At 67.8% G+C, this 22,346-nt stretch carries 16 protein-coding genes; 10 read left to right on the top strand and 6 right to left on the bottom strand.

The genetic code is table 11. The features are described 5' to 3' along the window. Position 1 precedes the first annotated feature (1 nt). Positions 2-385 (top strand): cold shock domain-containing protein, encoded by a 384-nt coding sequence (locus F7O44_RS31850; RefSeq protein ID WP_162450885.1) that lies wholly within the window; start codon positions 2-4, stop codon positions 383-385. A gap of 12 nt (positions 386-397) precedes the next feature. Here F7O44_RS31850 and F7O44_RS14140 read toward each other — a convergent pair whose 3' ends face one another. Next, entirely contained in the window at positions 398-1,909 is a 1,512-nt protein-coding gene (locus F7O44_RS14140; protein ID WP_162450884.1) for an MFS transporter, read from the bottom strand. A 72-nt stretch (positions 1,910-1,981) separates the two neighbouring features. Here F7O44_RS14140 and F7O44_RS14135 point away from each other — a divergent pair, with 72 nt between their 5' ends. Continuing rightward, positions 1,982-2,752, top strand: coding sequence for a DUF3027 domain-containing protein (locus F7O44_RS14135; protein ID WP_162450883.1), 771 nt, complete (start codon positions 1,982-1,984; stop codon positions 2,750-2,752). Between the two features lie 88 nt (positions 2,753-2,840). Further along, a complete protein-coding gene (locus F7O44_RS14130) occupies positions 2,841-5,882 on the top strand; it encodes a sacsin N-terminal ATP-binding-like domain-containing protein (protein WP_162450882.1) in 3,042 nt (1,013 codons plus the stop codon). A 67-nt stretch (positions 5,883-5,949) separates the two neighbouring features. On the opposite strand, the gene F7O44_RS14125 is transcribed toward F7O44_RS14130, so the two are convergent. Further along, positions 5,950-7,401, bottom strand: coding sequence for an NCS2 family permease (locus tag F7O44_RS14125; RefSeq protein ID WP_162450881.1), 1,452 nt, complete (start codon positions 7,399-7,401; stop codon positions 5,950-5,952). A 219-nt stretch (positions 7,402-7,620) separates the two neighbouring features. Here F7O44_RS14125 and F7O44_RS29640 point away from each other — a divergent pair, with 219 nt between their 5' ends. Both F7O44_RS29640 and F7O44_RS14115 read left to right on the top strand, forming a co-directional pair. Continuing rightward, positions 7,621-8,907, top strand: a complete 1,287-nt coding sequence (locus F7O44_RS29640; RefSeq protein WP_222851355.1) for a DUF2530 domain-containing protein — start codon at positions 7,621-7,623, stop codon at positions 8,905-8,907. A gap of 326 nt (positions 8,908-9,233) precedes the next feature. Continuing rightward, the gene (locus F7O44_RS14115; protein ID WP_162450880.1) at positions 9,234-10,586 is read left to right on the top strand and encodes a vWA domain-containing protein; all 1,353 of its coding nucleotides are present in this window, start codon (positions 9,234-9,236) and stop codon (positions 10,584-10,586) included. On the opposite strand, the gene F7O44_RS14110 is transcribed toward F7O44_RS14115, so the two are convergent. Continuing rightward, positions 10,574-13,723 (bottom strand): BTAD domain-containing putative transcriptional regulator, encoded by a 3,150-nt coding sequence (locus F7O44_RS14110; RefSeq protein ID WP_162450879.1) that lies wholly within the window; start codon positions 13,721-13,723, stop codon positions 10,574-10,576. The genes F7O44_RS14115 and F7O44_RS14110 overlap by 13 nt on opposite strands. A gap of 158 nt (positions 13,724-13,881) precedes the next feature. On the opposite strand from F7O44_RS14110, the gene F7O44_RS14105 reads away from it, so the two are divergent. Genes F7O44_RS14105 through thpR form a run of 3 tightly spaced genes read left to right on the top strand, consistent with a single transcriptional unit; the run spans position 13,882 to position 16,273 of the window. Further along, a complete protein-coding gene (locus tag F7O44_RS14105; RefSeq protein WP_222851354.1) occupies positions 13,882-14,361 on the top strand; it encodes a MarR family winged helix-turn-helix transcriptional regulator in 480 nt (159 codons plus the stop codon). Continuing rightward, the gene (locus F7O44_RS14100) at positions 14,358-15,683 is read left to right on the top strand and encodes an MFS transporter (protein WP_162450877.1); all 1,326 of its coding nucleotides are present in this window, start codon (positions 14,358-14,360) and stop codon (positions 15,681-15,683) included. Before F7O44_RS14105 ends, F7O44_RS14100 begins: the two co-directional genes overlap by 4 nt. Positions 15,684-15,712: 29 nt before the next feature. Beyond that, a complete protein-coding gene (thpR, locus tag F7O44_RS14095) occupies positions 15,713-16,273 on the top strand; it encodes an RNA 2',3'-cyclic phosphodiesterase (protein ID WP_162450876.1) in 561 nt (186 codons plus the stop codon). Between the two features lie 556 nt (positions 16,274-16,829). On the opposite strand, the gene serC is transcribed toward thpR, so the two are convergent. Together serC and F7O44_RS14085 are read right to left on the bottom strand one after the other, a co-directional pair. Continuing rightward, complete coding sequence (gene serC / locus F7O44_RS14090; RefSeq protein WP_162450875.1) at positions 16,830-17,954, bottom strand: phosphoserine transaminase; 1,125 nt, start codon at positions 17,952-17,954, stop codon at positions 16,830-16,832. A 128-nt stretch (positions 17,955-18,082) separates the two neighbouring features. Continuing rightward, a complete protein-coding gene (locus F7O44_RS14085) occupies positions 18,083-19,189 on the bottom strand; it encodes a citrate synthase 2 (protein WP_162450874.1) in 1,107 nt (368 codons plus the stop codon). Between the two features lie 270 nt (positions 19,190-19,459). Between F7O44_RS14085 and pdxH the strand changes: the two genes are divergently transcribed. Next, on the top strand, positions 19,460-20,098 hold the full coding sequence (pdxH, locus tag F7O44_RS14080) for a pyridoxamine 5'-phosphate oxidase (RefSeq protein ID WP_222851353.1): 639 nt from the start codon (positions 19,460-19,462) through the stop codon (positions 20,096-20,098). Positions 20,099-20,495: 397 nt separating this feature from the next. Here pdxH and F7O44_RS14075 read toward each other — a convergent pair whose 3' ends face one another. Next, positions 20,496-21,206 carry a hypothetical protein gene (locus F7O44_RS14075; protein ID WP_174255925.1) on the bottom strand — a complete coding sequence of 237 codons (711 nt, stop codon included), beginning with the start codon at positions 21,204-21,206 and terminating at the stop codon, positions 20,496-20,498. 3 nt (positions 21,207-21,209) lie between these two features. Here F7O44_RS14075 and nagA point away from each other — a divergent pair, with 3 nt between their 5' ends. Further along, positions 21,210-22,337: an N-acetylglucosamine-6-phosphate deacetylase gene (gene nagA, locus F7O44_RS14070; RefSeq protein ID WP_162450873.1), complete on the top strand. Its 1,128-nt coding sequence runs from the start codon at positions 21,210-21,212 to the stop codon at positions 22,335-22,337. Positions 22,338-22,346: the final 9 nt, after the last annotated feature.

Here is a 22,346-nt window from a genome sequence, read left to right as displayed (position 1 = left end):
GGTGCCAACCGGCAAGGTTAAGTGGTACGACACGGAGAAGGGCTTCGGCTTTCTCTCCAAAGACGACGGCGGCGACGTTTTCGTGCACTCTTCCGTGCTCCCCGGCGGGGTCAGCGCGCTCAAACCCGGCCAACGGGTCGAGTTCGGTGTAGCCGCCGGAAAGCGCGGTGAACAGGCGCTGTCGGTACGGGTACTCGATCCTTTGCCGTCGGTATCAGCCGCCACCCGCAAGAAACCCGACGAGATGGGCACCATCGTCGAGGACCTCATCAAGCTGCTCGACGGCCTGTCGAACAGCTACCAGCGTGGACGGCATCCTGATCAGAAGACCGCCCGGAAGGTCGCATCGGTGTTGCGGGCCGTAGCCGACGATCTCGAGCTCTGATTTCTCGCGGCGCTAGCCTCCCGCCCGGTTGTCGGGAGGCGGCGTCGGCGCCGAGGGCGAGCCCTGGTTCGCCCTCGGCTTGACCTGAACGGCCCAGAACACGGATCCAGCCAGTACCGCTGCCGCGATAGCCATCCCCAGGGCCGGCACCAACGGCAGCAAGATGCCGACGCCGCCGCCCAGCACCCAGGCCAATTGCAGTGACGTCTCCGACCTGGCGAAGGCGTTGGAACGCATCCGGTCCGGCACGTCGCGCTGGATGATCGCGTCGAGCGACAGCCGGCCAAGCTGCTGCCCGAAGCCACCCATGATGGCCGCGGCGATGACCGTCACGAGGTTCCACGACACCGCGCCGATAGCGGCGACCACCGCCGCCATGCCGCCCAGCACCAAGATCGCGGCATCCGGGCTGCGTGAGCGCACCAAGGCGCCGAACGAGGTCCCGGCGGCGCTTCCGACCCAGGCCGAGGCCGCGACGATCCCCAGCAGGACGAGGCCGTCCATGCCACCGACCGGTTCTTCCCGCAACACGAAGGCGAAGAACATGATCATGAAACCGGAGAAGAATCGAAGCCCGGCATTACCCCGCAACGCACGGACCACAGTGCCTTTGACCCGGAACCGGCGGCCCGACTTCTTCTGCCGCAGCTGCTGAACCCGGGCCTCGGCGGCCTCCGAGTCCACCTTCTTCGAGAGCAGCACCGCGAAGATCGTGGTGCCGACATAGGCGAAGAACGCCGCGCGCAACGGCCAGTCGTCACCGATCTGAGCCAGTCCGAGGCCCACCGGTGCTCCGACCGCCGTGCCGAAGGTGGCGGCCAGCTGCATCCTCGAATTGGCCGCGACCAGGGTGATGCCTTCTGGAAGGAGCCGTGGCACCGCCGCCGCCCGAGTCACGGCGTAGGCCTTCTGGCCAACGAGAATCCCCAGCGCCGCCGGATACAGCCATACGCCTTCGTCCATCACGGCGTCAGCCGCGATCCACGCCAGGAAACCACGCGCCGCCGCGGTGATGCCGATCGCCCACCGGCGCCCGTGCGCGAATCGATCGAGAAACGGGCCGATCAACGGCGCCACGATGGCGAACGGAGCCATCGTCAACGCCAAGTACAACGCGACGTTTCCACGCGCCTCGTCCGACGGGACGGAGAAGAAGAGGGTTCCGGCCAGCGCGACCATCACCATGGCGTCGGCGAAAGCGCTGAAGGCGTTCAGTTCGATCAACCGGGCCAGCCCGGTCTGCCCGGCGCCTTTTGCCTCGGCCGCGCGATGCAGCCGACCAGCACCGGCCCGCGTCACGCGTGCTGTGCCCACGGCGGCCTTGCGTGCGGCGCGCGCCGACACACCGGCGATCCGGCGGCTGCGCCCGCCGGCCGGATCTACCTGGCTGGGGTCGTGGATCCGGTGATCGCGGGCACCGCCGGCACCTGCGCCGGGCCCGTGCCGGCCCGGGCTGCCGTCACCGTGGTGACCGTATTGGTCACCATCAGCGGGCTCACGCGGCGGGGGCGGTACATCGGACACAGGACCATCCAATCGCATCGTGGGCCGAACGCCGTTGTCGGTCTCACGAATTCTTTGAGATAATCGTGCCTTGTGAGTACTGTCCGCCGCACCCGCGCGCCCAAGCCCGACGTCATCGCTGCCGAAGCTGTCGACCTCGCCCGGGAATGCGCCATCGAGTCAGGCGGCGCCGAAGCCGTCGGCGACCACCTCGGGCACGAGGCCGAAGGCGAGCGCGTCCTCACCCATTATTTCGCTTGTGAGCTGATTGGCTACCAGGGCTGGCGGTGGGCCGTGACGGTGGCCCGGGCCTCTCGATCCAAACGGGTCACTGTGGACGAATGCGTGCTGATCCCCGGGCCGGAAGCAGTGCTCGCACCCCGGTGGGTGCCGTGGGAGGAACGCATCTCGCCCGAAGATCTCGGTCCTGGTGATCTCCTGCCCGTCGCCGACGACGATCCGCGGCTCGAACCCGGCTACGTCTCCGTTCCTGACCCACAGGTCATGGACGTCGTCGAAGAACTCGGACTGGGCCGGGAATGGGTGCTCTCCCGCGATGGCCGCGATGCCGCGGCGCAGCGCTGGTACGGAAGCGATGTGGGCCCGGATACCGATATCGCCAAAGCTGCGCCGGCGCAGTGCGGCACCTGTGGCTTCGCCGTGGCTCTGGCCGGTTCTCTCGGTCAGGGGTTCAGCGTGTGCACCAATGAGCGCACCCCGTTCGACGGGCGAGCCGTCAGCCACGACCACGGGTGCGGTGGCCACAGCGACGTCCGGCTGTCGAGCAGCAGCGGAGAATCACCCGAGCATGTCGTGGACACCCTGTCTTACGAGCTCGTTCCCTTGGAGATGGACTACTCATAGCGCCACGGCGCCGAGGCCGACCGCGAGTCCAGCGTGCCGCCGGCACTGGCCGGTAAGCTGTCCCGCCGGCGTGGAACACTTCTGTGCTGTGGATGCACTCGGAACGGCCCAGCTGCGTGAACGTGTCCTGGCAGCGTGGGCGGCATCGCCCGCGAGGTTCCGCGAAGACGCCAACGCAGAGGAAGAGCTCGCTCTGGGCGCGTATCGCGACCGGCTCGTCGTCGAGCTCGCTCAGAACGCCGCCGATGCCGCCACGCGTGCCGGTGTGCCTGGCCGTCTTCTACTCCGGCTCGACGGTTCGACCCTACTGGCGGCCAACACCGGAGCTCCGCTGGACACCGCGGGCGTGGAAGGCCTGTCGACGCTACGAGCATCACCGAAGCGCGAGTCCGAAACAGTAGGCCGGTTCGGCGTCGGCTTCGCTGCCGTACTGGCGGTCACGGACGAACCCGTCGTCGTCTCACACAGCAATGCGGTCCGGTGGTCCAGGCAGGACGCGCTTACCCTCGTCACCGGCGTTGCGGAGCTGGCGGCTGAAGTCACGAGCCGGGGCACCGCCGTTCCGGTTCTCCGGCTCCCGTTCTCAGCCGAGCCGGCTCAGTGGGACGTCCCCGACGGCTACGACACATGTGTGATCCTTCCGTTGAGAAACGACGCCGCGGTGGCCGCGGTCCGCGAGATGCTCGGCGCGGTCGACGACGCCCTGCTGCTCGTACTGCCGGCGCTGACCAGCCTCACGGTAGAGACAGACAAACAGAGCCGCACCTTGCAAGGCACCCCTGCCTCCATCGTTGACGCCGGTACCGGCATCTCGGAACGGCAGGTCGGCCGCCGACGCTGGCGGCTGGCCCAGCTGACTGGTCGGGCGGCTCCGGAGCTTCTCACCGACCGGCCCGTCGAGGAGCGCGCCCGACCTGAGTGGTCGGTCACCGTCGCGGTACCGCTCGACGACGGCACGGCGTCCGATCCGTTCGGGCCGGGCAGTGTCGCAGGTCCGGCCACGGGCGGAGAGAACCTCGATCACCAGTCCTGTCCGGCGCCGCTGCCCGCTTCCGTGCCGCCTGTCGTACACGCACCCACACCCACCGACGACAGCTCTGACCTTCCGGCACTCGTGATCGCCGGCTTCCCGCTCGACTCCACCCGGCGGCGAGTGGCATCCGGCCAGCTCACCGAATTTCTCGCCGGGCAAGTCGGTGCCGCCTACGCGCGGCTCGTGGCATCGTTCTCCACCCCGGCGGCGCTGACTCTGGTGCCCGGGCCCATCGGCGCCAGCGAGGTGGACGGGCTCCTGCATCATGCTGTCCTCGACGCCCTGTCGCGGACGGCGTTCATCCCGGCCGCGGATGGCCGGAGCCGGCTCTGCCCGGCAGAGGTGACACTCGTCGAAGGTCTTCCGCGGGGTACGGATCCAGGGACTCTCGCGCCGTTCGTCGCCGGTCTCCCCGCCTCGGGATGGGAACGCCCCGACGTTCTCCATCGGCTGAAGGCACGGGTGCTGCCGCTCGCCGAATTCGTCGATGGGCTCGGATCGCTGAATCTGCCCGCTGCAGAATGGCGCAGCATCTACACCGCCTTGGACGGCGCCGACCTCGAATCACTCGGGGCGCTCCCGGTCCCGCTCAGCGACGGCAGGCTCGTGCGGGGGCCACGCGGCGTCTTGTTGCCGGGCGACATCGATCCGGAGCGGCTGGAACCGTTCCAGCTCCGGGTGGTGCACCCCGAAGCGGCACACCCGCTGCTGGCCCGCCTGGGCGCATCCGAGGCCAACGCCGCCGCTGTCCTTCGCGATCCCGCCGTGCGGGCGGCGGTGGAGCATGCGATGGACGAGGACAACACCGCTCTCGCCGACGCCGTCCTCCACCTCGTCGCGGCGTCCGGGCTCACTCACCAGGACGAGCCGTGGGTGGCCCAGCTGCCGCTGCGGGACGAGACGGGTGAGCCGGCCCCCGCCGGCGATCTCCTGCTTCCAGGTGTTCGGCTACTCGACGTCCTCGACGCGGACCCGGCAGAGTACGCCGTCGCCGCCGATTTCGCCGAGCGGCACGGCATCGAAGTGCTCCGCGCGGCCGGGGTCCGAGGCGGCTTCGCGATCGTGCGCGAGTCCGACATCACCCTTGACCCAGACTTGTGGCACAACCTCGATGACGAGGACAGCTGGGTCCGATCCACCCTCGATGCGTTGCAGTCCACCGGCTTCCCGCCGCTGATCGTCGAGTTCGCCGGTGTCAGCGACCTCGATCTGGTCCGGCCCAGCGCCTGGCCCGACGTATTGAGCTGGCTGGCCGCCGATCCCGAGACCCGCGCGGCGATCGTGGCCCCGATGCACGTGGTCACCGATGACGGCGCCCGGCATGCTCTCGAGTCGTATACCGCCTGGTGGCTGCGCAAACACGCTACTATCGCCGGAAAACACCTGGACGAGTTGTGTACGTCCGACGCGGACCCGATTGTCCGTCGTCTGCTGACCCCGGTCTCTCGCGAATCGATCGACATCGACGACGGTTTCGCGTCGGCCATCGGTATGGCGCGCGTGCTGAGCGACATCCCTGGTGAAGTCTTGCTGAACCGGCTGGGAGACGAGGCGTTGACCATGCCGTCAGCCGAACTCGCCCAGGTGTACGCCGAATTGGCCGGCCGCGACTCGAACGCCTTGGCATCGCCCAGAAGGGTCCGGGTTCCGGACGGCACCGGCAGCCGAGTCGTCGATGCCGGCGATGCCGTGGTGTGCGACGGACCGCACTGGCTCCAGCTGGACTTGCCTGCTGTGATCCCCGGCTCGGCCGGGCTTGCCGACGTCCTGGACGTCGATCTGGCCTCTGAGGTCTACTCGACCGGCCCGCTCCGGACCGGACAGGTCAGAGCCGTTCCCGACGTCGCGCTGGCTCTCCTTCCGGCGGCTCCGGACAATTACATCGAACACGACGACCTGATCGTCGGCGGCCGCTCGGTCGATTGGTGGTTCCACGACGGGGCGGTACACGCCGCAACGATGGATGGCCTCGCTCGTGGGCTCGCCTGGAGCGCCGGCGCCTGGCCCGCGCGCTGGCTGCTGGCCCAGGCGCTCGAGGACCCTGAGGCCGTTGCGTCGTTGCTGGCCGAAGAGTCGTTCGGGGCGGCGCCCGCCTGAGTTCTCGGCAGAAGTCGCGACACCTGCGGTGCGGGACACCTGACCCGGTGAAACGCCGCTGCGCCGCCTACGAGACACCCAGAAGCATCTCGATCGGGTGGATGGCGAAATAGACGAGGAAGAAGGCGGCGACCACCCACAGCAGCGGATGCACCTCGCGGGCCTTCCCACGTGCGATCTTGAGCAGCGCGTACGTGACGAATCCGGCCCCGATGCCGGTGGTGATCGAGTATGTGAACGGCATCAACGCAATGGTCAGGAAGGCCGGGATGGCCAGTTCGAGGTCGTCCCATGGAATGTTCTTGACCTGGGTCATCATCAGGAAACCCACCAGCACCAGCGCTGGCGCGGCAGCCTCGTTCGGCACCATCCCCACCAGCGGGGCGAAGAACATCGCCAGCAGGAAGCAGAACCCGGTGACGACGCTGGCCAAGCCGGTCCGCGCGCCCTCGCCGACGCCTGACGCGGATTCGATGTAGGACGTGTTGCTCGATATCGCCGCGCTCCCGCCGGCGACCGTGGCCACACCGTCGATGAGCAGGATCTCCTTGGTCTTGTAGGGGTTGCCGTTCTCGTCCAGCAAATCGCCCTCGGAACCCACCGCGACCATGGTGCCCATGGTGTCGAAGAAGTCGGCCAGCATCAGGGTGAACACGAACAGCAGCACGCTGATGACGCCCACGGACTCCCACGAGCCCAGCAGGCTGAACTGACCCAGCAAGCCGAAGTCCGGAACGTCCACGACCCGATCCGGGAACGCCGGCGCATTCAGGTTCCAGCCCGCCGGGTTCTCTTCGGTGGTTCCCAGGTCAGCGATCTGCTCCACGATGACGGCGAGAATCGCCGTTCCGACGATGGTCCATAAGATCGCGCCCTTCACCTTGCGGATGTAGAGCACGAGCAGTACGACCAATCCCACGACGAAGACGGCCACCGGCAAGGTGGACAGCCGATCATCGGCGCCGAGACCTATGGGCGGCGAGGGCATCCCCGTCGACGAGACGAATCCGGCGTTGACGAGTCCGACCAGGGCGATGAACAGCCCGATACCCACGCTGATGGCGGTCTTCAGCGAACGTGGGACAGCGTTGAACACCGCTTGCCTGAACCCGGTGAGCACCAAGATCACGATGAGTATGCCTTCGATGACCACCAGGCCCATCGCGTCGGCCCAGGTCATCTGGGTCGCCAGACCAAAGGCCACGAAAGCGTTGAGCCCGAGTCCCGCGGCAAGAGCCAGCGGGAAGTTGGCGAACACCCCCATGGCGATCGTCACAACACCCGCCACCAGGGCGGTGGCAGCGGCGATCATCGCCAGGTCCGGCTCGGCTCCCCCGCCGAGGAACGCTCCGTCGGCGTCCGGCACGAGGCCGATGATGAGCGGGTTGAGGACGATGATGTACGCCATGGCGAAGAACGTGACCAGGCCGCCGCGAATCTCGCGGCCAATCGTCGAGCCACGCTCGCTGATCCGGAAGAAACGATCGAGCGTGGCGGACCGACGCGAGATCATGGACATCAGTACTCCTTGAGGATGTGCGGCCGCGGCAGCCGCGACGATCATGCGCGATGGCGTGCATCCGCGACAGGTCGAACATTGGACCAGGTACTCGGCCTGCTCACGGGTGCGGAACCAGGCAACGAGCATGCCAGAACAAGACCCCGAAGACACACCGGGCTCCGCCGAAATGCCCGGTCGGTTCGCAGCTGACCGATCCGCCTACTAACCTGTTGTCATATGGGGAAAGGAAGGCGACGTCTTCGTGACGCGCCTCACGTCCAGCCAGTGGACGTCGACGGCGTTCGTACCGTCGCCATTCTCACCATCCTCTGGGCCGTCGGTTTCGTCGTCCTGGCCTTCAACCGCGAGCGGCTTGATCAAGCCGGCATGGGCTGGCTGCTCTGGACGTGTCTCGCCGGTGTGGGTCTAGGGCTGCTGGGCATCGAATACACGCGCAAGCGCCGCGATGCCATCGCCGAGGCCGAACTCGAGGCGGAGGCCGAAGAGGACGAAGAGCTCGGCGGGGACTCGGACGAAGACACGCCGGAGGACGAGCCCGCGCCCGATCCCTCCGGCGCGGGCACAGGCGACCGGAGACGTCGAGGCCGCCGCTCACCTGCCGAACCAATTGAGCCAGGCGGACCTGACAGACCAGGTGACCTCGCTGAGCCGGTACGGCCGGACCAGACCGCCACCCGGCCCATTCCATACGCCCAGCCAAACCCTCTCAACGATCCGTCGGCTCCGCCGCGGACCCCCGCTCCGGGTGAGAACCCCCCGACTGACCCGGGCCACCGGACCGGGCGAGGAGCGCTGCCCCCGGCGGATCCACTGGGAGGGCCGGCGTACCCGGAACCGTTCCCATCGACGAACCCGGCCACAGGATTCAGCCCTGCGAGCCCGGAACCACTTGCGCCCAGTCCACCGAGCACGAGCCCTGGCGGTACTGCTCCCGGCCTCATGTACGGCAGTAGCGCCACGTTCGGCGGTGTCCCCGACGAGGGTCGTCAGACCCCGCCACCCGGCGTTCCAGCAGTGCACCACGAGGAGACCGGAGGGGCGGATACCGGCCCGTTCTCCCCGGCCGAACCGGCCGGGGAGCCGGCACGCTCGTCCAGTCCGACGCCGGATCCCGTGGAACCCACCGCTCCACGACGCCGCAGACGCCAGTCACAAGGCCCCGCACGTCCCGGACGAGTAGACGTGGGCAACGTGAACAGCGCTGTTCCACAGGAGGAATACCAGCCAAGGCGCGCCGCTGGATCGAGCGAGCCCTCCGAGCAGACCGTCAGCCCGATGTGGTCCGAGCTGATCGAGCCGACACCTCCGCCGGCGACCAGCACGCCGCCGCCCGGCTCCGACGACATCTTGCTCGACGACGCGACACTCGGGGGCCGCCGAGCCAAGCGGTACGACATGACCGAGGACATCCAGGAACTCACCGGCGAGATCCAGGAGATCACCGAGGGCGGCGGCACGGTATACCGAGGCCGGCGTGCCCGCCGCCGCCCTGACAGCGCCTGAGCGGGCAGTTCCCCAGCCGTCCGGAACCACCGCTCCAGCCGCGCATTCCGCGCCGGCGGCGAGCACCTCCACAAGACGATGTCAGGTTCGTGACAGGTCCACAGTCCATCGTGAGGATGTTCTAAGAGGCCGCGCAGAATGGGGCGCCTGACAGCGAGCGGGGTCGGGCGCCTGGATGGCAAGGCGGAGGAAGGAGTCGCACTGGGTTTGTGCGACGACTGACGATCAACGCCTTCCATTCTCGGACAGCTGGCATGCCCGGCGAGCCAGGCGACTCCCATTCTGCGCGGCCTCTAACCACCACCACACGAGGGACCACGATCACCATGAGTGGAACAAGCCTGCGGCGGCTCGGCGCGCAGCTGATCCGCACGCTGCCGATTGCATTGCTGGCGACATTGGCGGCAGGCTGGGCGATACCGAGCGCGGCGGTGCCCCAGACGGATCAGGATGCTGAGCCGTCGTTGTTGCTCATCATGGATGCGTCCAGCTCCATGCTGAAGAGAGACGTCGCCGAGGGTAACCGGATGGACGCGGCTCGCAGCGCCCTGCACGACGTCGTCGGCGCCCTGCCCGATGACCTCTCGGTGGGCCTCCGAGTCTTCGGCGCCAACGAGGACGACACGGACCGGGAGATCGGCTGTACGGACACCGAACTCGTGGTGCCGGTCGGCCCGCTGGACCGGACCGGCCTGGCCGAGGCCATCGACGGGATCGAGGCGCGCGGCTTCACCCCGATATCGGAGTCGCTGCGGCAAGCGGCCGACGACCTGCCCGCCACGGGGGAGCGGACAATCGTCCTCGTATCGGACGGTCTAGATACCTGTGGGCCACCGCCTCCCTGCGAAGTCGCCAAGGAGCTGATCGCCGACGGCATCGACGTGACGGTGCAGACGGTCGGCTTCGCCCTCGACGACGAGCCGGAGGCGGTCCAGGACCTGCAGTGCATCGCCGATGCCACCGGTGGGGAGTACCGCGAGGCGGACGACGCCGCGGAACTGGCGACCGCGATGACAGCACTGTCAGCCCGTGCCGCGCAGGGGTACGAGTCCACGGCGCAGCCCGTCCAGGGGGCCGCGATCCATCGTGACGCGCCCGTCCTGGAGCTCGGGACGCCCTACGCCGACAGCGTGGTGCAGAACGAGGGGCGCTGGTATGCCTACGACCTCGCCGAAGGGCAGGCGTTCCGGGCGGTCGAGATTATCCAGCTCGGCGGAACCCGGCGAAGCGAGGGCAGCGCGGAGATCAAACTGCACAACCGGGACGGTACGTCGACACCCCACTCGAGCGAGTACTTCAGAGCCGGTGAGACGCCCACGGTTCACTCCGTGTCGGCGTACAGCAACCTCGAAGGCCCCGGCACCTACTACGTCGAGATCGTCGACTACTCACTGGGACCGGACGACGAAGTCGCCTACGAGATCACCATCCACGTCGACGGGGAGCCTGCGCCGCAGCCGGCGGATCCCACCGAGGCTCCGACCGAAGCCGCCGAACCGCTCGGAGAACCCACCGAAGAGGTGGCCGAGGTTCCGGCCGACACCGAGACCGACACGGTCGCGGCCGAGAGTTCTGACGGGACCGACGTGTGGATGATCGTGGCAGCGGTACTGCTCGTCGTCGTCCTCGCCTTGGGAATCGTGCTGGCCGTGGTGCTACGCCGTCCTCACGCGCAATGAGCCATCGCGGAGGAGACCTCGGGCAGACGCTCCCAGTCCGCCCGCCAACGCGGCGGCACCTGGGTGCGCATCGCTCGGATCCCCGCGCTCACGGCGGCGCCCAGTTCGCCGGACCAGATGCTTCCGGCTTCGGCAGCCCGGGCCGCGTGCATCGGCACCCCCAGGTCGAGGGCCGATCGCACGGCCCGCTCGGCGGGCCCCGAGCCACCGCCGGTGGCAGCCGAGACCGTGAGTATCTCGACGACGCTGAGCGGACGGCAGGCGGCGTCGAGGCGAGCGGCCAGCTCATCCAGGGCGGTGCTGGACCACGGCGTCGACGACGCGGCCGCCACCTGGGCCGCGACGGCGGTGACCGACAGTCTGAGCCGCTCGGCCTTGGCTGGGCACAACGCGAGCGCGTCCTCGATCTCCCCGGTCGCCTCATCCGTCTTGCCGGATCCGGCCAGGGCCTGGGCACGGCGGGTCCGGGCGGCGATCTCGTGTATCGGCGAGGCATGCGGGGCCAGCCTCAGCATCTCGTCCGCGGCGACCAGAGCGTCGTCGAAACGACCGATGACGAGAAGGCCCGCGGCCAGGGTGCCACGGGCGAGGGCCGCCATACCGGTCATACCCTCGGTCTCGACACGGAAGGCGGCGCGGCGATGGTTCGTCACGGCCTCGCCGACCTCACCGGTGAGAAACTGCGCCCGGGCCAGGAAGAGACGTGCATTGACCTCATGGTCGGTGCCGGCCAGGCGCCCGGTGTTCAGAGCCGTCGTCAGCCGCCGCAATGCCGTAGTGGCCTCGCCGCGTTCCAACGCTATCCAGCCGGCATTCAGGTAGGTGTGGGCGCGTGCTCGCACGTCATCCGTTCGGTCAACGTGCTCGAGCGCGGCCCGGATCTCCGCGTCCGCGAAGTTGTGATCACCCCGGTCCGTGTGGACGTTCGCGTGGATCGACAGCAGCTCACCCAGGTGGCCGTCATGGCTCCCGCCGGCGTCGGTACGGGCGGCACGCACGAGGTCGTCGATCACTTCATGGCGGCGCAGGCTCATGGCGACTTCGGCGGACACCACCCGGGCGCGCTGCCGGTCGGCACCATTGAGCAGGCCGATCGCGGTCAGCGCGTCCGTCAGCGCCGCGTCGAGAGGCCCGGTGAACACCCGGCCCTCGGCACGCGCGAGCAGGAGCCGTCCCTGGTTTCCGTCGTCGCCATGGGCGGGCGGGCCGGTGCCGAGCGCGGCTTCCACCAGTGGCAGGGCTTCGTGATAGGCCTCGCGGGCCGCTGCCCGGATACCGGCGTCAGCCAGCAACGGCCTGGCTTGCCCGGGGCGTCCCGCGCTGAGGTAGTACCCGCCGACCGCACCGGCGTCCGCGCGTTCGAGACCCACGTGGACCCAGCCGTCGGCCAGCTGGGACAGCAGCGCGGCCTTTCGCATCTCGCCGAGCCTCGCCACGATGCGGCCGACGTCGAGCCCTCCGCCCAGCATCAGACCGCGCGGATCTTCACGCACCGTGCCCTCGTTGATCATCGGCCGGACCCGCTCGACCACATCGGCGCTGTTCAGTTGCAGGGCCGCCGCCAGCACGTGGACGGGAACCGGGCGTCCCGCCACAGCCAGGACGTCAGCGACCTCTCGATCACAGATTTCGGGCATCGACCCTGTGTCCAGTTGCGCCAGGGGAGGGAGCGCCCGGACGACCGCCAGCCGTTGATCCCGTACGTCGAGTGTCCATTCAGCCACCAGCCGGGCGACCAGCCGCTCGAGCTCGCGTGCCACCCCGTCCGAAGCCTCGACGAGGGAACGCACCACAGCCATGTCGGTGTCATCAACGAACGCCTCGGCCACCTGGGCCGTCGTCAGGCGTGGCACGTACATCCGCACCACCTCGCCCGAAGCCGCCGCGCCCTGGGTCAGGCGGTGCAGCGGCTGCGGAGGCAGACCCACCACGCTCCGGTGCGCCCACACCATGAGGTTGCCGTCGCCGGCGGCATGCGCACAGGCCAGCTGGGTCAGTGACGTGGGATCGGCCGCCGTCGCATCGTCGAGAATCACCACGCGTCGTCGGCTGGCGCCCTCGGTCAGCCGGCGGAACAAGCCGCCCGGATCCGTATGGTCCGTCTCGTGTGCCGTGGTCAGAGTCACCTCCCGGTCGGGCAGCATGGCCGCGAACTCTGACAGCAGCCGGCTGCGCCCGCTGCCGGCGTCACCGGTGAGGATGACGAGCACCTGCCGTCCGCCGTTCGCGAGCCGCCGGGCTTCGTGCAGCGCCTCGAGCAGTTCTTCACGACCAAGCAGCGGCAGTACACCCGGGCCGTCGCCCGAGGCGGATGATGGCCCGGGGCGGGGCGCACCGGCTGGTGCCGGCACCAGCGAGGGGTCATGGTTGAGAATCGCCGCGTTCAGCGCTTCGAGGCCTGGGCCCGGTTCGACGCCGAGCTCGGTGACCAGCGCCGAACGAGTGGTCCGGTAGACCTCCAGTGCCGCGCTCTGCTGTCCGGCCCGGTAGCGCGCCAGCATCAGTTGCTCCGCGAAGCGCTCACGCAGGGGGTGACGGGCGTGTAGGGGTTCGAGACGAGTGAGCGCGCCGTGGTGATCGCCCAGCGCGAGCGCGGCGTCGGCAGCCGCTTCCTCCGCCACCAGCGCCAGCTCGTGAATCCGCGCCGCATCGACGCGTAGAGCCGGGTCGGTCCTGCCTCCGAACGGCTCACCTCGGAGCAAGGCCCGCGCGGTGGCGAGCTTCACCTTCGCCAACGCGGGCGCGCCCTCGTCCACCAAACGCCGGCCGTCGTCGACGAGGTCCGGGAAGCACTCGATGTCGAGTTCAGCCCGCGGGACCCGCAGTATGTAACCGGGCCGCTGGGTGACCAGGTGAGCGGCGAGGTCCGCCGGCAACAGGCGGCGCAGCCGGACGACCAGCCGGTGCAAGGCATTGCTCGGGTTCTGGGGCTGGTCCTCACCCCACAGTGCGTCGGCCAGGCGGTCGGGGGACAACACCTGGTTCAGATGCAGGGAGAGCACGCACAAAAGCAGCGCCGGCAACCCCCGGACAGGTGCCGGATCTTGTCCGGCTTCGGGGACGACCTGCACCTCCCCCAATAGCCGGATACGGGGAGCATCACCCGTCGCCGTCGAGGTGCCAGCTACGAGGACCACCTGTCCATCGTGGCACATCATGACGATTCACCGAGCCTTCGACGCCGGCGAGGGGCCGTCAGCGCTGGAACCGCATCGTCCTGCGGCCGCCCCGGTCAGGAGTGTAAGGACTAAATGCGACTGGCCCTTAGCAAGGGTAATGAGTTATAGTAATGAAAGTGTCAGCTTCGAATCGTGCCTCCGCGTCCGCCTCGGATACGTCCAAGGCACTGCAGCCCCGTACCCAAGCCGGGCTAGCGAGCTCGTTGCGGATAGCCATCGGACGGCTCAACCGGCGAATCCGCAACGAACGCGAAGACGACTCGCTCAGCCTCAATCAGCTCTCCGCGCTGGGCGTCCTCGAACGCCAGGGCCCGTTGCCAGTCGGTGAACTCGCCGCCCGCGAGCGCGTCCGGCCACCATCCATGACCAGGACCGTTTCCGCGCTTGAAGAGCTGGGACTCGTCGTCCGAGAGCCGCATCCGGTAGATCGCCGCCTCGCTGTCGTCCGGATCACCGAAGCCGGCCAGGGCCGCACCGCGGCCGATCGTAAACGCCGCGACGCTTGGCTCACGCATCAGCTCCGGGGACTCACCCGCGAAGAGCAGCGGCAACTGCGCGACGTTCTGCCCATACTCGAGAAATTGACCCGCTCGTGAGATCTACTTTCCGTTCCCTCCGACATCGCGATTTCCGTCTCTACTGGTCCAGCATGCTCGTCTCCAACATCGGGACGTGGATGCAGCAGATCACCCAGCTCTGGCTGGTTCTCGTCGTTCTCGACGGCGGCGCGCGCGCCACGGGCGTCACGCTGGGCCTGCAGTTCGTGCCTTTCCTTCTCGTGGCACCGTTCGGCGGCCTGCTCGCCGACCGGTTGCCCAAGCGCAAACTGCTGATCTTCACCAACGGCTTCCTGGGTGTCGTCGGCCTGGTGCTCGGGGTTCTCACCCTCGCCGGAGTGGCCCAGATCTGGCACGTATACGTGCTGGCCTTCCTACTCGGGGCCGGCAAAGCCCTCGACAACCCTGCCCGGCAGGCATTCGTCTCCGAGCTGGTAGGCCCGGAAGACCTACCGAACGCCATCGCGCTGAACAGCACGTCGTTCAATGCCGCCAGGCTCATCGGCCCGGCCTTGGCCGGACTCCTGATCCACGCCATCGGCACCGGCTGGGTCTTCGTCATCAATGCGGTGACGTTCGCCTCGCCGATCATCGCGCTGATCATTCTTCGCTACCGCCCAGTCGTCGCGCCGAGCGACCAAGACGCCGGCGGATCGGCACTGAACAGGTTGCGCGCGAGCGTCACGTACGTACGCGGTCGCCCCGACCTGTTGATGGTCATGCTGATCATCTTCGGCCTCGGCACCTTCGGAATGAACTTCGAGTTGACCATGGCACTGATGGCCACCGAGGTGTACGGCAAAGGCGCCGGCGAATACGGCATCCTCGGATCGATCCTGGCCATCGGCACACTCTCCGGAGCGCTCCTCGCGGCCCGCCGCAAATATCCACGACGACGCCTGATCGTCGGCGGAGCCGTGGTCTTCGGGGCGCTTCAGATCGTGGCTGCCCTCATGCCAACCTATGTGCTCTTCGCGATCGCCCTGGTCCCGCTGGGCCTCATCACCATGACGGTCCTGGTCTCGGCCAACACCTATGTCCAGACCACAGTGCCGCAGAATGTCCGCGGCCGGGTCCTGGCGCTCTACATGATGATCCTCATGGGCGGAAAGCCGGTTGGTGCGCCGGTAGTGGGCGGGGTGGCCGACGCCTTCGGCGCCCAATGGTCGTTTATCGGCGGCGGCGTGCTCACCATCGTGTTCGCGATGGTTGCGCTCCTCTACATCGCACCGAAGAGCGGCATCGTGGTCCGGCCACGATTCCGTCCGCGGCCGGGCCTGACGGTCGTGGACCTGCCGAAGCGACCGGGCCGCCGGCTCAAATCGGACCCAGACGCCGACGCCGGCCCGCAGGCCGCCTGACCCCGCGGCGCATGGTAAACGGGTAGCCGATGAGACTTTTCGCCGCCGTCACCCCATCGGCCACGGCTCTCCGCCACCTGGCTGAGCACGTGCGGCCGGTCAAGGACACCGGACTCAGGTGGTCCGACGCCGCCAACTGGCACGTGACTGTTGCCTTTTACGGCGAAGTAGACGACAAGAAGGTGCCGGATCTGACCGCACGCGTCGCCCGTGCCGCCGGGCGATCCCGCCCGATGACTCTCCGGTTGAGTGGTTCTGGACGTTTTGGCGCCGCAGTGCTCTGGATCGGCGTTCACGGCGACGTCGAGCCATTGCGCCGGCTGGCCGCGTCGGCGGTCGCCGCGGGTCGGCGGGTCGGCATCGAGCGGGACCCGCCCAGACGGTTCAGACCCCATGTCACGGTAGCTCGTTCGAAGGGCCAAAGCGATCTTCGTCCCTACGTAGCGTCACTCGACACCTACGACGGCCCACCGTGGCTGGCCACCCACCTCACCCTGGTCCGGTCCCACCTCGGCGGCAGCCATCGCCAACAAGCCGTGCACGAACCTCTGGAGAACTTTCCCCTTGGCCCTGGCTCATCGCCGGCCTGACACGCGAGCAGCTCACAGCAACGCCGCGACGATCACCGCCACCACCATGGCGGCCAGCACGACTGCGACGATACGTCGTGTGGTCTTCGGTCTCACACCCATCCCCCTGCCGCAGCCAACCGGACCATCAGCATCCCATATGCCCGGTCCAGCTCAGTTGCGTGGACTGTCGAGCCACATCCGGCCACGTGCGACTAAACGAAAAGTGGAATGTCATAAGCCAGGTGGTCGGCAAAGCTGGCCGAATGGACGATCGTGCCGGACCGTGCCTGCCCTCTAATATCGAGTCAACGAACACGGCGGGGGATCAAAGTCCTCCTTACGGAGGCATCCGGGGTAAGGCCCGGCCGCTTTCCACATCAGCGGCCGGGCTTCCCCGCAGTGTTCGTTGACTACAAGCTTCTCCCGCTCCGCCATGACTTTCGCTCTGGTGAGGCGGGAGACTTCAACATAGAAGGCCCGGAACTCCTCTCGGAGTTCCGGGCCTTGTTCACGTCAGGACCACTTCGGATGAGCCAACCGGCCCGGCGAACGCCGTACCGGGATCAGCTGACACTCAAGACGCCAGTTGGTCCACGACCCATTCGATGCAGCCGGTCAATGCTTCCACGTCTGCGGGGTCGACCGCCGGGTACATCGCGATCCGCAGTTGATTGCGGCCAAGCTTGCGGTAAGGCTCTACGTCGACGATCCCGTTGGCCCGAAGAACCTTGGCAACCTCAGCGGCGTCGATCGACTCGTCGAAGTCGATGGTGCCGACCACCAGCGACCGGGCGGCCGGCTCACTCACGTACGGCGTGGCATAGGACGCCTTCTCCGCCCAGCCATACAAGCGGTTGGATGAGTCGGTGGTGCGACCGACCGCGAAGTCGAGACCGCCGTTGCCGTTGATCCAATCGAGTTGCTCGGCAAGCAGGAACAACGTGGCCACAGCTGGCGTGTTGTACGTCTGATTCTTACGGGAATTGTCCACCGCCGTCACGAGATCCAGCGAAGCTGGAATGTGCCGTCCGGTGCTAGCGATCTCCTCGACACGGGCGAGCGCGGCGGGTGAGAAGGCAGCCAGCCACAACCCACCATCCGATGCGAAGTTCTTCTGTGGCGCGAAGTAGTAGACGTCCACCTGCGTCGGGTCGACCGGCAGCCCGCCGGCACCACTGGTGGCGTCGACCAGCATCAAGGCATCGCCGGCGCCGTCCACCCGGCGCACCGGAGCCATCACGCCGGTGGAGGTCTCGTTCTGGGGCCAGGCGTAGGCGTCGACGTCCGCTTCGGGGCGCGGCGTGGGCAGCGCCCCCGGCTCGGCGTCGACGACCGTCGGGTTCTCCAGCCACGGCGCCTTCTTGGCGACCGTGGCGAACTTCGACGAGAACTCGCCGAACGAGAGGTGCTGCGACTTGGACCGCACCAGGCCGAATGCGGCAGCGTCCCAGAAAGCAGTGGCTCCGCCGTTGCCGAGCACCACTTCGTAGCCCTCCGGCAGAGCGAACAACTCCGACAGGCCGTCGCGGACCCGGCCCACGAGGTTCTTGACGGGAGCCTGACGGTGCGACGTGCCGAGAACCTCGCCGCCACGCTCCGCCAGGGCAGCAAGAGCCTCGGAGCGGACCTTGCTGGGCCCCGAGCCGAACCGGCCATCGGCGGGCTTCATGTGGTCAGGAATTCGCAATTCGGTGGTCATCTGATCCTCTCCGGGTTGATCCGGTTTGCCACATGCCTGTTCCTGGACAGGCACGCACGTGACCACGCTGTCGTTACGCCATTGTGCCGCATCCGGCGGAAGAGTTCACCGCCGGGTAACATCGCGGATCAGTCCACGGTCCAGGCCGGGTTCCACCCGTCGACCGTGCTGGGGTCGGACTCACCAGGGCCGGAATAGACCGCGGATGGACGTACGAGACGTCCGGTCTTCTTCTGCTCGAGCACGTGCGCACTCCAGCCCGCGGTACGGGCGCAGGTGAACATCGAGGTGAACATCGAGGCAGGCACCTCGGCGAAATCGAGGATGATCGCGGCCCAGAACTCGACGTTGGTCGCGAGCACCCGATCCGGCTTTCGCGCCGCGAGCTCCGACAAGGCGGCCTTCTCGAATGCCTCAGCCACCTCGTAGCGCGGCGCGGCCAGCTCCCGCGCCACTCGGCGAAGAGTGCGGGCGCGCGGGTCCTCGGCGCGATATACCCGGTGGCCGAAGCCCATCAACCGCTCGCCGCGGTCGAGTACACCCTTGACATAACCTTGGGCGTCCCCGCTGCGCTCGATCTCCTCGATCATCGCAAGCACCCGAGACGGCGCGCCACCATGCAACGGACCGCTCATGGCCCCAACGGCAGCGGACAGCGATGCGGCAGCGTCCGCGCCGGTGGAAGCGACCACCCGGGCGGTGAACGTCGAGGCGTTCATGCCGTGTTCGGCAGCCGAAGTGAAGTAGGCGTCGACCGCCTGGACGTGACGTGGATCGGGTTCACCACGCCAGCGGGTCATGAACCGCTCGACAGTCGAGGACGCGGCATCGACCTGAGCCTCGGGAACGGCCGGCAGCTCACTGCCGCGGGCCGACTGCGCGACGAACGACAACGCGGTGGCGGTCACCCGGGCGAGGTGGTCGCGAGCATCGGTATCGCTGACGTCCAGCAACGGACCCATTCCCCACGCCGGTGCGAGCATGGCGACCCCGCTCTGGACGTCTACGCGCACGTCGCCTGACCGGAACGGGAGCTGAAGGGGCTCGTCGGCGGGTAATCCAGGCTCGAACCGACCGTCAACGAGGAGTCCCCACACATGCTCAAACGGCACGCGTCCGACCAGATCGTCGATATTGACGCCCCGGTACCGCAGCGCGCTGCCTTCTTTGTCCGGTTCGGCGATCTGAGTTTCGAACGCGATGACGCCTTCGAGCCCATGCTGGACCTCCGTCATGCACACTCCTTCGTGTCGGGCCCGGATTTCACAGCGCGTTGAAGCGCCCACGGGGCGTGTAGTAGTCAGACAGAGGACCCATCATGCCAATGACATAGTGACTCATGACAAGTTGGGACGTACCGAATGTGCTGTTTCCCACAGTTCAACAGACTTAGCGGCCATTAGACCAGTCCTCGTCCGCGAAATGGTCACCGTACAAGTCCGTGTTCGAGAGGCGCGTCGTGCGTCGAGGCGGCATTCGGCCGTACACGGTGACAGAGTGTCCTTGTGAGGAACACACTGGCCCGGATGCGACGCCGGTACACATCGACTCGGCTGCTCGAGGCAGACGTGGCAGGGGAGCCGTTCACGCAGTTCCGCAGCTGGCTCCACGACGCCGTCACGGCCGGGCTGGCCGAGCCCAACGCGATGATCCTCGCCACGGCCACCAACGACGGCGTACCGAGCACACGGCACGTGCTGCTCAAGGAACTGGACGCGCATGGCTTCGTCTTCTTCACCAACCACGGGTCGAGGAAGTCCGCCGAGATGACGCAGAACCCGCACGTCTCATTGTGTTTTCCCTGGTTCGCGATGGAACGCCAGGTAGTGATCTGCGGGAACGCGATACCACTGCGCAGGGAGGAGAGCGAGGCCTACTGGCGCACCCGCCCCCGCGACTCCCAGATCGGTGCCTGGGCGAGCGCGCAGTCCTCCGTCATCGAATCCCGCGAGCAACTTGAGGCCGCGGCCGCCGAGGTGGCGCAGAGATTCCCGGACGAGATACCGCTGCCGGAGTTCTGGGGTGGTCACCGAGTGGTGCCCACAACCGTCGAGTTCTGGCAGGGCGGACCTGGTCGGCTACATGATCGGCTTCGATACCGCCGCGACAGTGGCGACTGGGCAGTGGAACGGCTGGCTCCCTAGCTTCGGCAAATGGAGTCTCTCCTCGCCCAGCGGACTCGCTCGTACCTCGCTCGCCGATGCCCACCACACCATGGAGAGACTCCATTTGCCGGGGCCGCTAAGCCGGAAATAGAACGGCCCGTGGGCTACTTCCGCGCATTTGCACGGTCCGGTGGGACTAGCACCGGAAGCCCACGGGCCGGGTGACTGCTCGAGATTGCCAGCCGACCGGCCGGCGAACCAGGTGTCACCCTTGGTCCTGCGTCGAGCAGGCGGCTAGCGAGCAGCCACCTCACGAGTCCAATAACTATGCATCTGTCTGGACCACCTCCTCTCCCGTGTAAGCCCAACGCTAGACGGCCACGACAAGGTCAGGCAATGGGTTTTCTGCGGGCGAAATCGTCGGCGGCCGCGCGGATCATTCCGTCGGCACGCGAATCCAGGTGGAGTGCGCACGCCCGAGTTCGCGGCCGTCGGCGCCGTATGCCGTCGTCGCCGTCCATGTCTTGCGGCCTTCGCTGCCGATCAGCAAACCCATCACGACACATTTCTCGCCTGCTTCGGGCACGTCGGCCACTCGCGCCGTCATCCGGCCCAGCACCATCGGACGGCCCTCGATCGGTGCGCTCCAGCCGCCCGGGCAGTCCAGCGCCGCCCATACGAACCGGGGGTCCTTGGCGACATCCGGCTCGACGGTCCAGACGCAGGCGGTCCGGCCGTCGCCGAGGCGCCCTGGAAACAGCCGCATGCCATCTCCCGGCGCCCGTTCTGTTCCGCAGACGAAGCACTCAGGAAAGGGGTGCCGTTGGAGTCCGGGGTAGCTGGCTGACGCCTCTCGTGCGTCGTCGGCCGGCACCGGTGCGACCGCTTCGAGCTCGGCCTCCGCCGCCGGCACCCCCTCAGCCACCGTGGTGTCCCCGTCGACCAGGAGGAGTCCCTCTGGGCCGTCGAGCACGCGCAACTCGACGTCAAGAGGCGGTGGGATCCGGAGCGTGACGGTGGCGACATCGACACCTAGACCAGCGGCAACCAGCGACGCTACGTAACCGCCATTACCTGAGGTCGAGGGGCCGCGGAAGCGGCGGCCGATGGTGAGCGTCATGGCCGAGACAGTACCGGCTACGGTCATGCCATGACAGTGATAGCCGGCGGAACACTGGTAACCCCTCACAAGGTCGTGCAAGACGGCTGGATCAAGATCGACGGCGCTCGGATCGCGGCCGTGGGAAGCGGCACTCCGCCGAGCCCGCCGGACCACACCGTCGGTGGCTGGATCGTGCCCGGCTTCGTGGACATTCACAGTCATGGCGGCGGCGGAGCCACGGTCGTCGGTGCCGACCCGGAGCAGGTACACACATTCGCCGAGACCCACCGCCGGCATGGCACCACCACGCTCATGGCGAGCCTGGTCACGGGTTTTCCGGACGAGCTCGAGCGCGACGTCCGACGGCTCTCGGAGCTCGTCGACGACGGCCTGGTCGCGGGGATTCACCTGGAAGGTCCGTGGATCTCACCACAGCGCCGCGGCGCGCACGACCCCCATGCCCTGGCCGCGCCGGACCCGTCGACGGTCACCCGGTTGCTCGATGCCGGGCGCGGTCGCATCCGCATGGTCACGCTCGCACCCGAGCTGGAACATGGCATGGACGCCATCCGGTCGGTGATCGATGCGGGCGCGATCGCAGCCATCGGTCATACCGATGCGTCGTACGACCTCGTACGCGCCGCGATCGAGGCGGGAGCCAGCGTCGCCACCCACCTGTTCAATGCGATGGCGCCGGTGCATCACCGCGAGCCTGGGCCGATCATCGCGTTGCTCGAAGACGACCGCGTGACCGTGGAGCTGATCCTCGATGGAGCGCATCTACACGACGCGGTCGCCTCGCACGTGCGCCGGTCGGCAGGGGCGGAGCGGATCGCACTGGTCACCGACGCGATGTCTGCCACGGACGTCGGCGACGGAGAGTATGTGCTGGGTGGTCTCGCCGTTCGAGTCGAGGCAGGTGTGGCGCGTCTGGTCGACGGTGACTCTATCGCCGGTAGCACGCTGACCATGGGCGCTGCGTTCCAGTTCGCTGTCACGCGGGCCGGGTTCTCCGTCTCCGAGGCAGTCCAGGCGACGGCGGCCAACCCCGCGCGGCTGCTCGGGCTCGATGACCGCGTCGGCGCCCTGAGCGAGGGGTACTATGCCGACCTCGTTGTCCTGGACGAGGACTATGCCGTGCAGCGCGTCATGTCGCGGGGCTCGTGGACCCGGTGAGCACCTGCT

This window comes from Phytoactinopolyspora mesophila (genome assembly GCF_010122465.1).
GTDB classification, from domain to species: domain Bacteria; phylum Actinomycetota; class Actinomycetes; order Jiangellales; family Jiangellaceae; genus Phytoactinopolyspora; species Phytoactinopolyspora mesophila.
The sequence above is the reverse complement of the archived record's forward strand: the minus strand, read 5'-3'. Positions and strand labels throughout refer to the sequence as shown.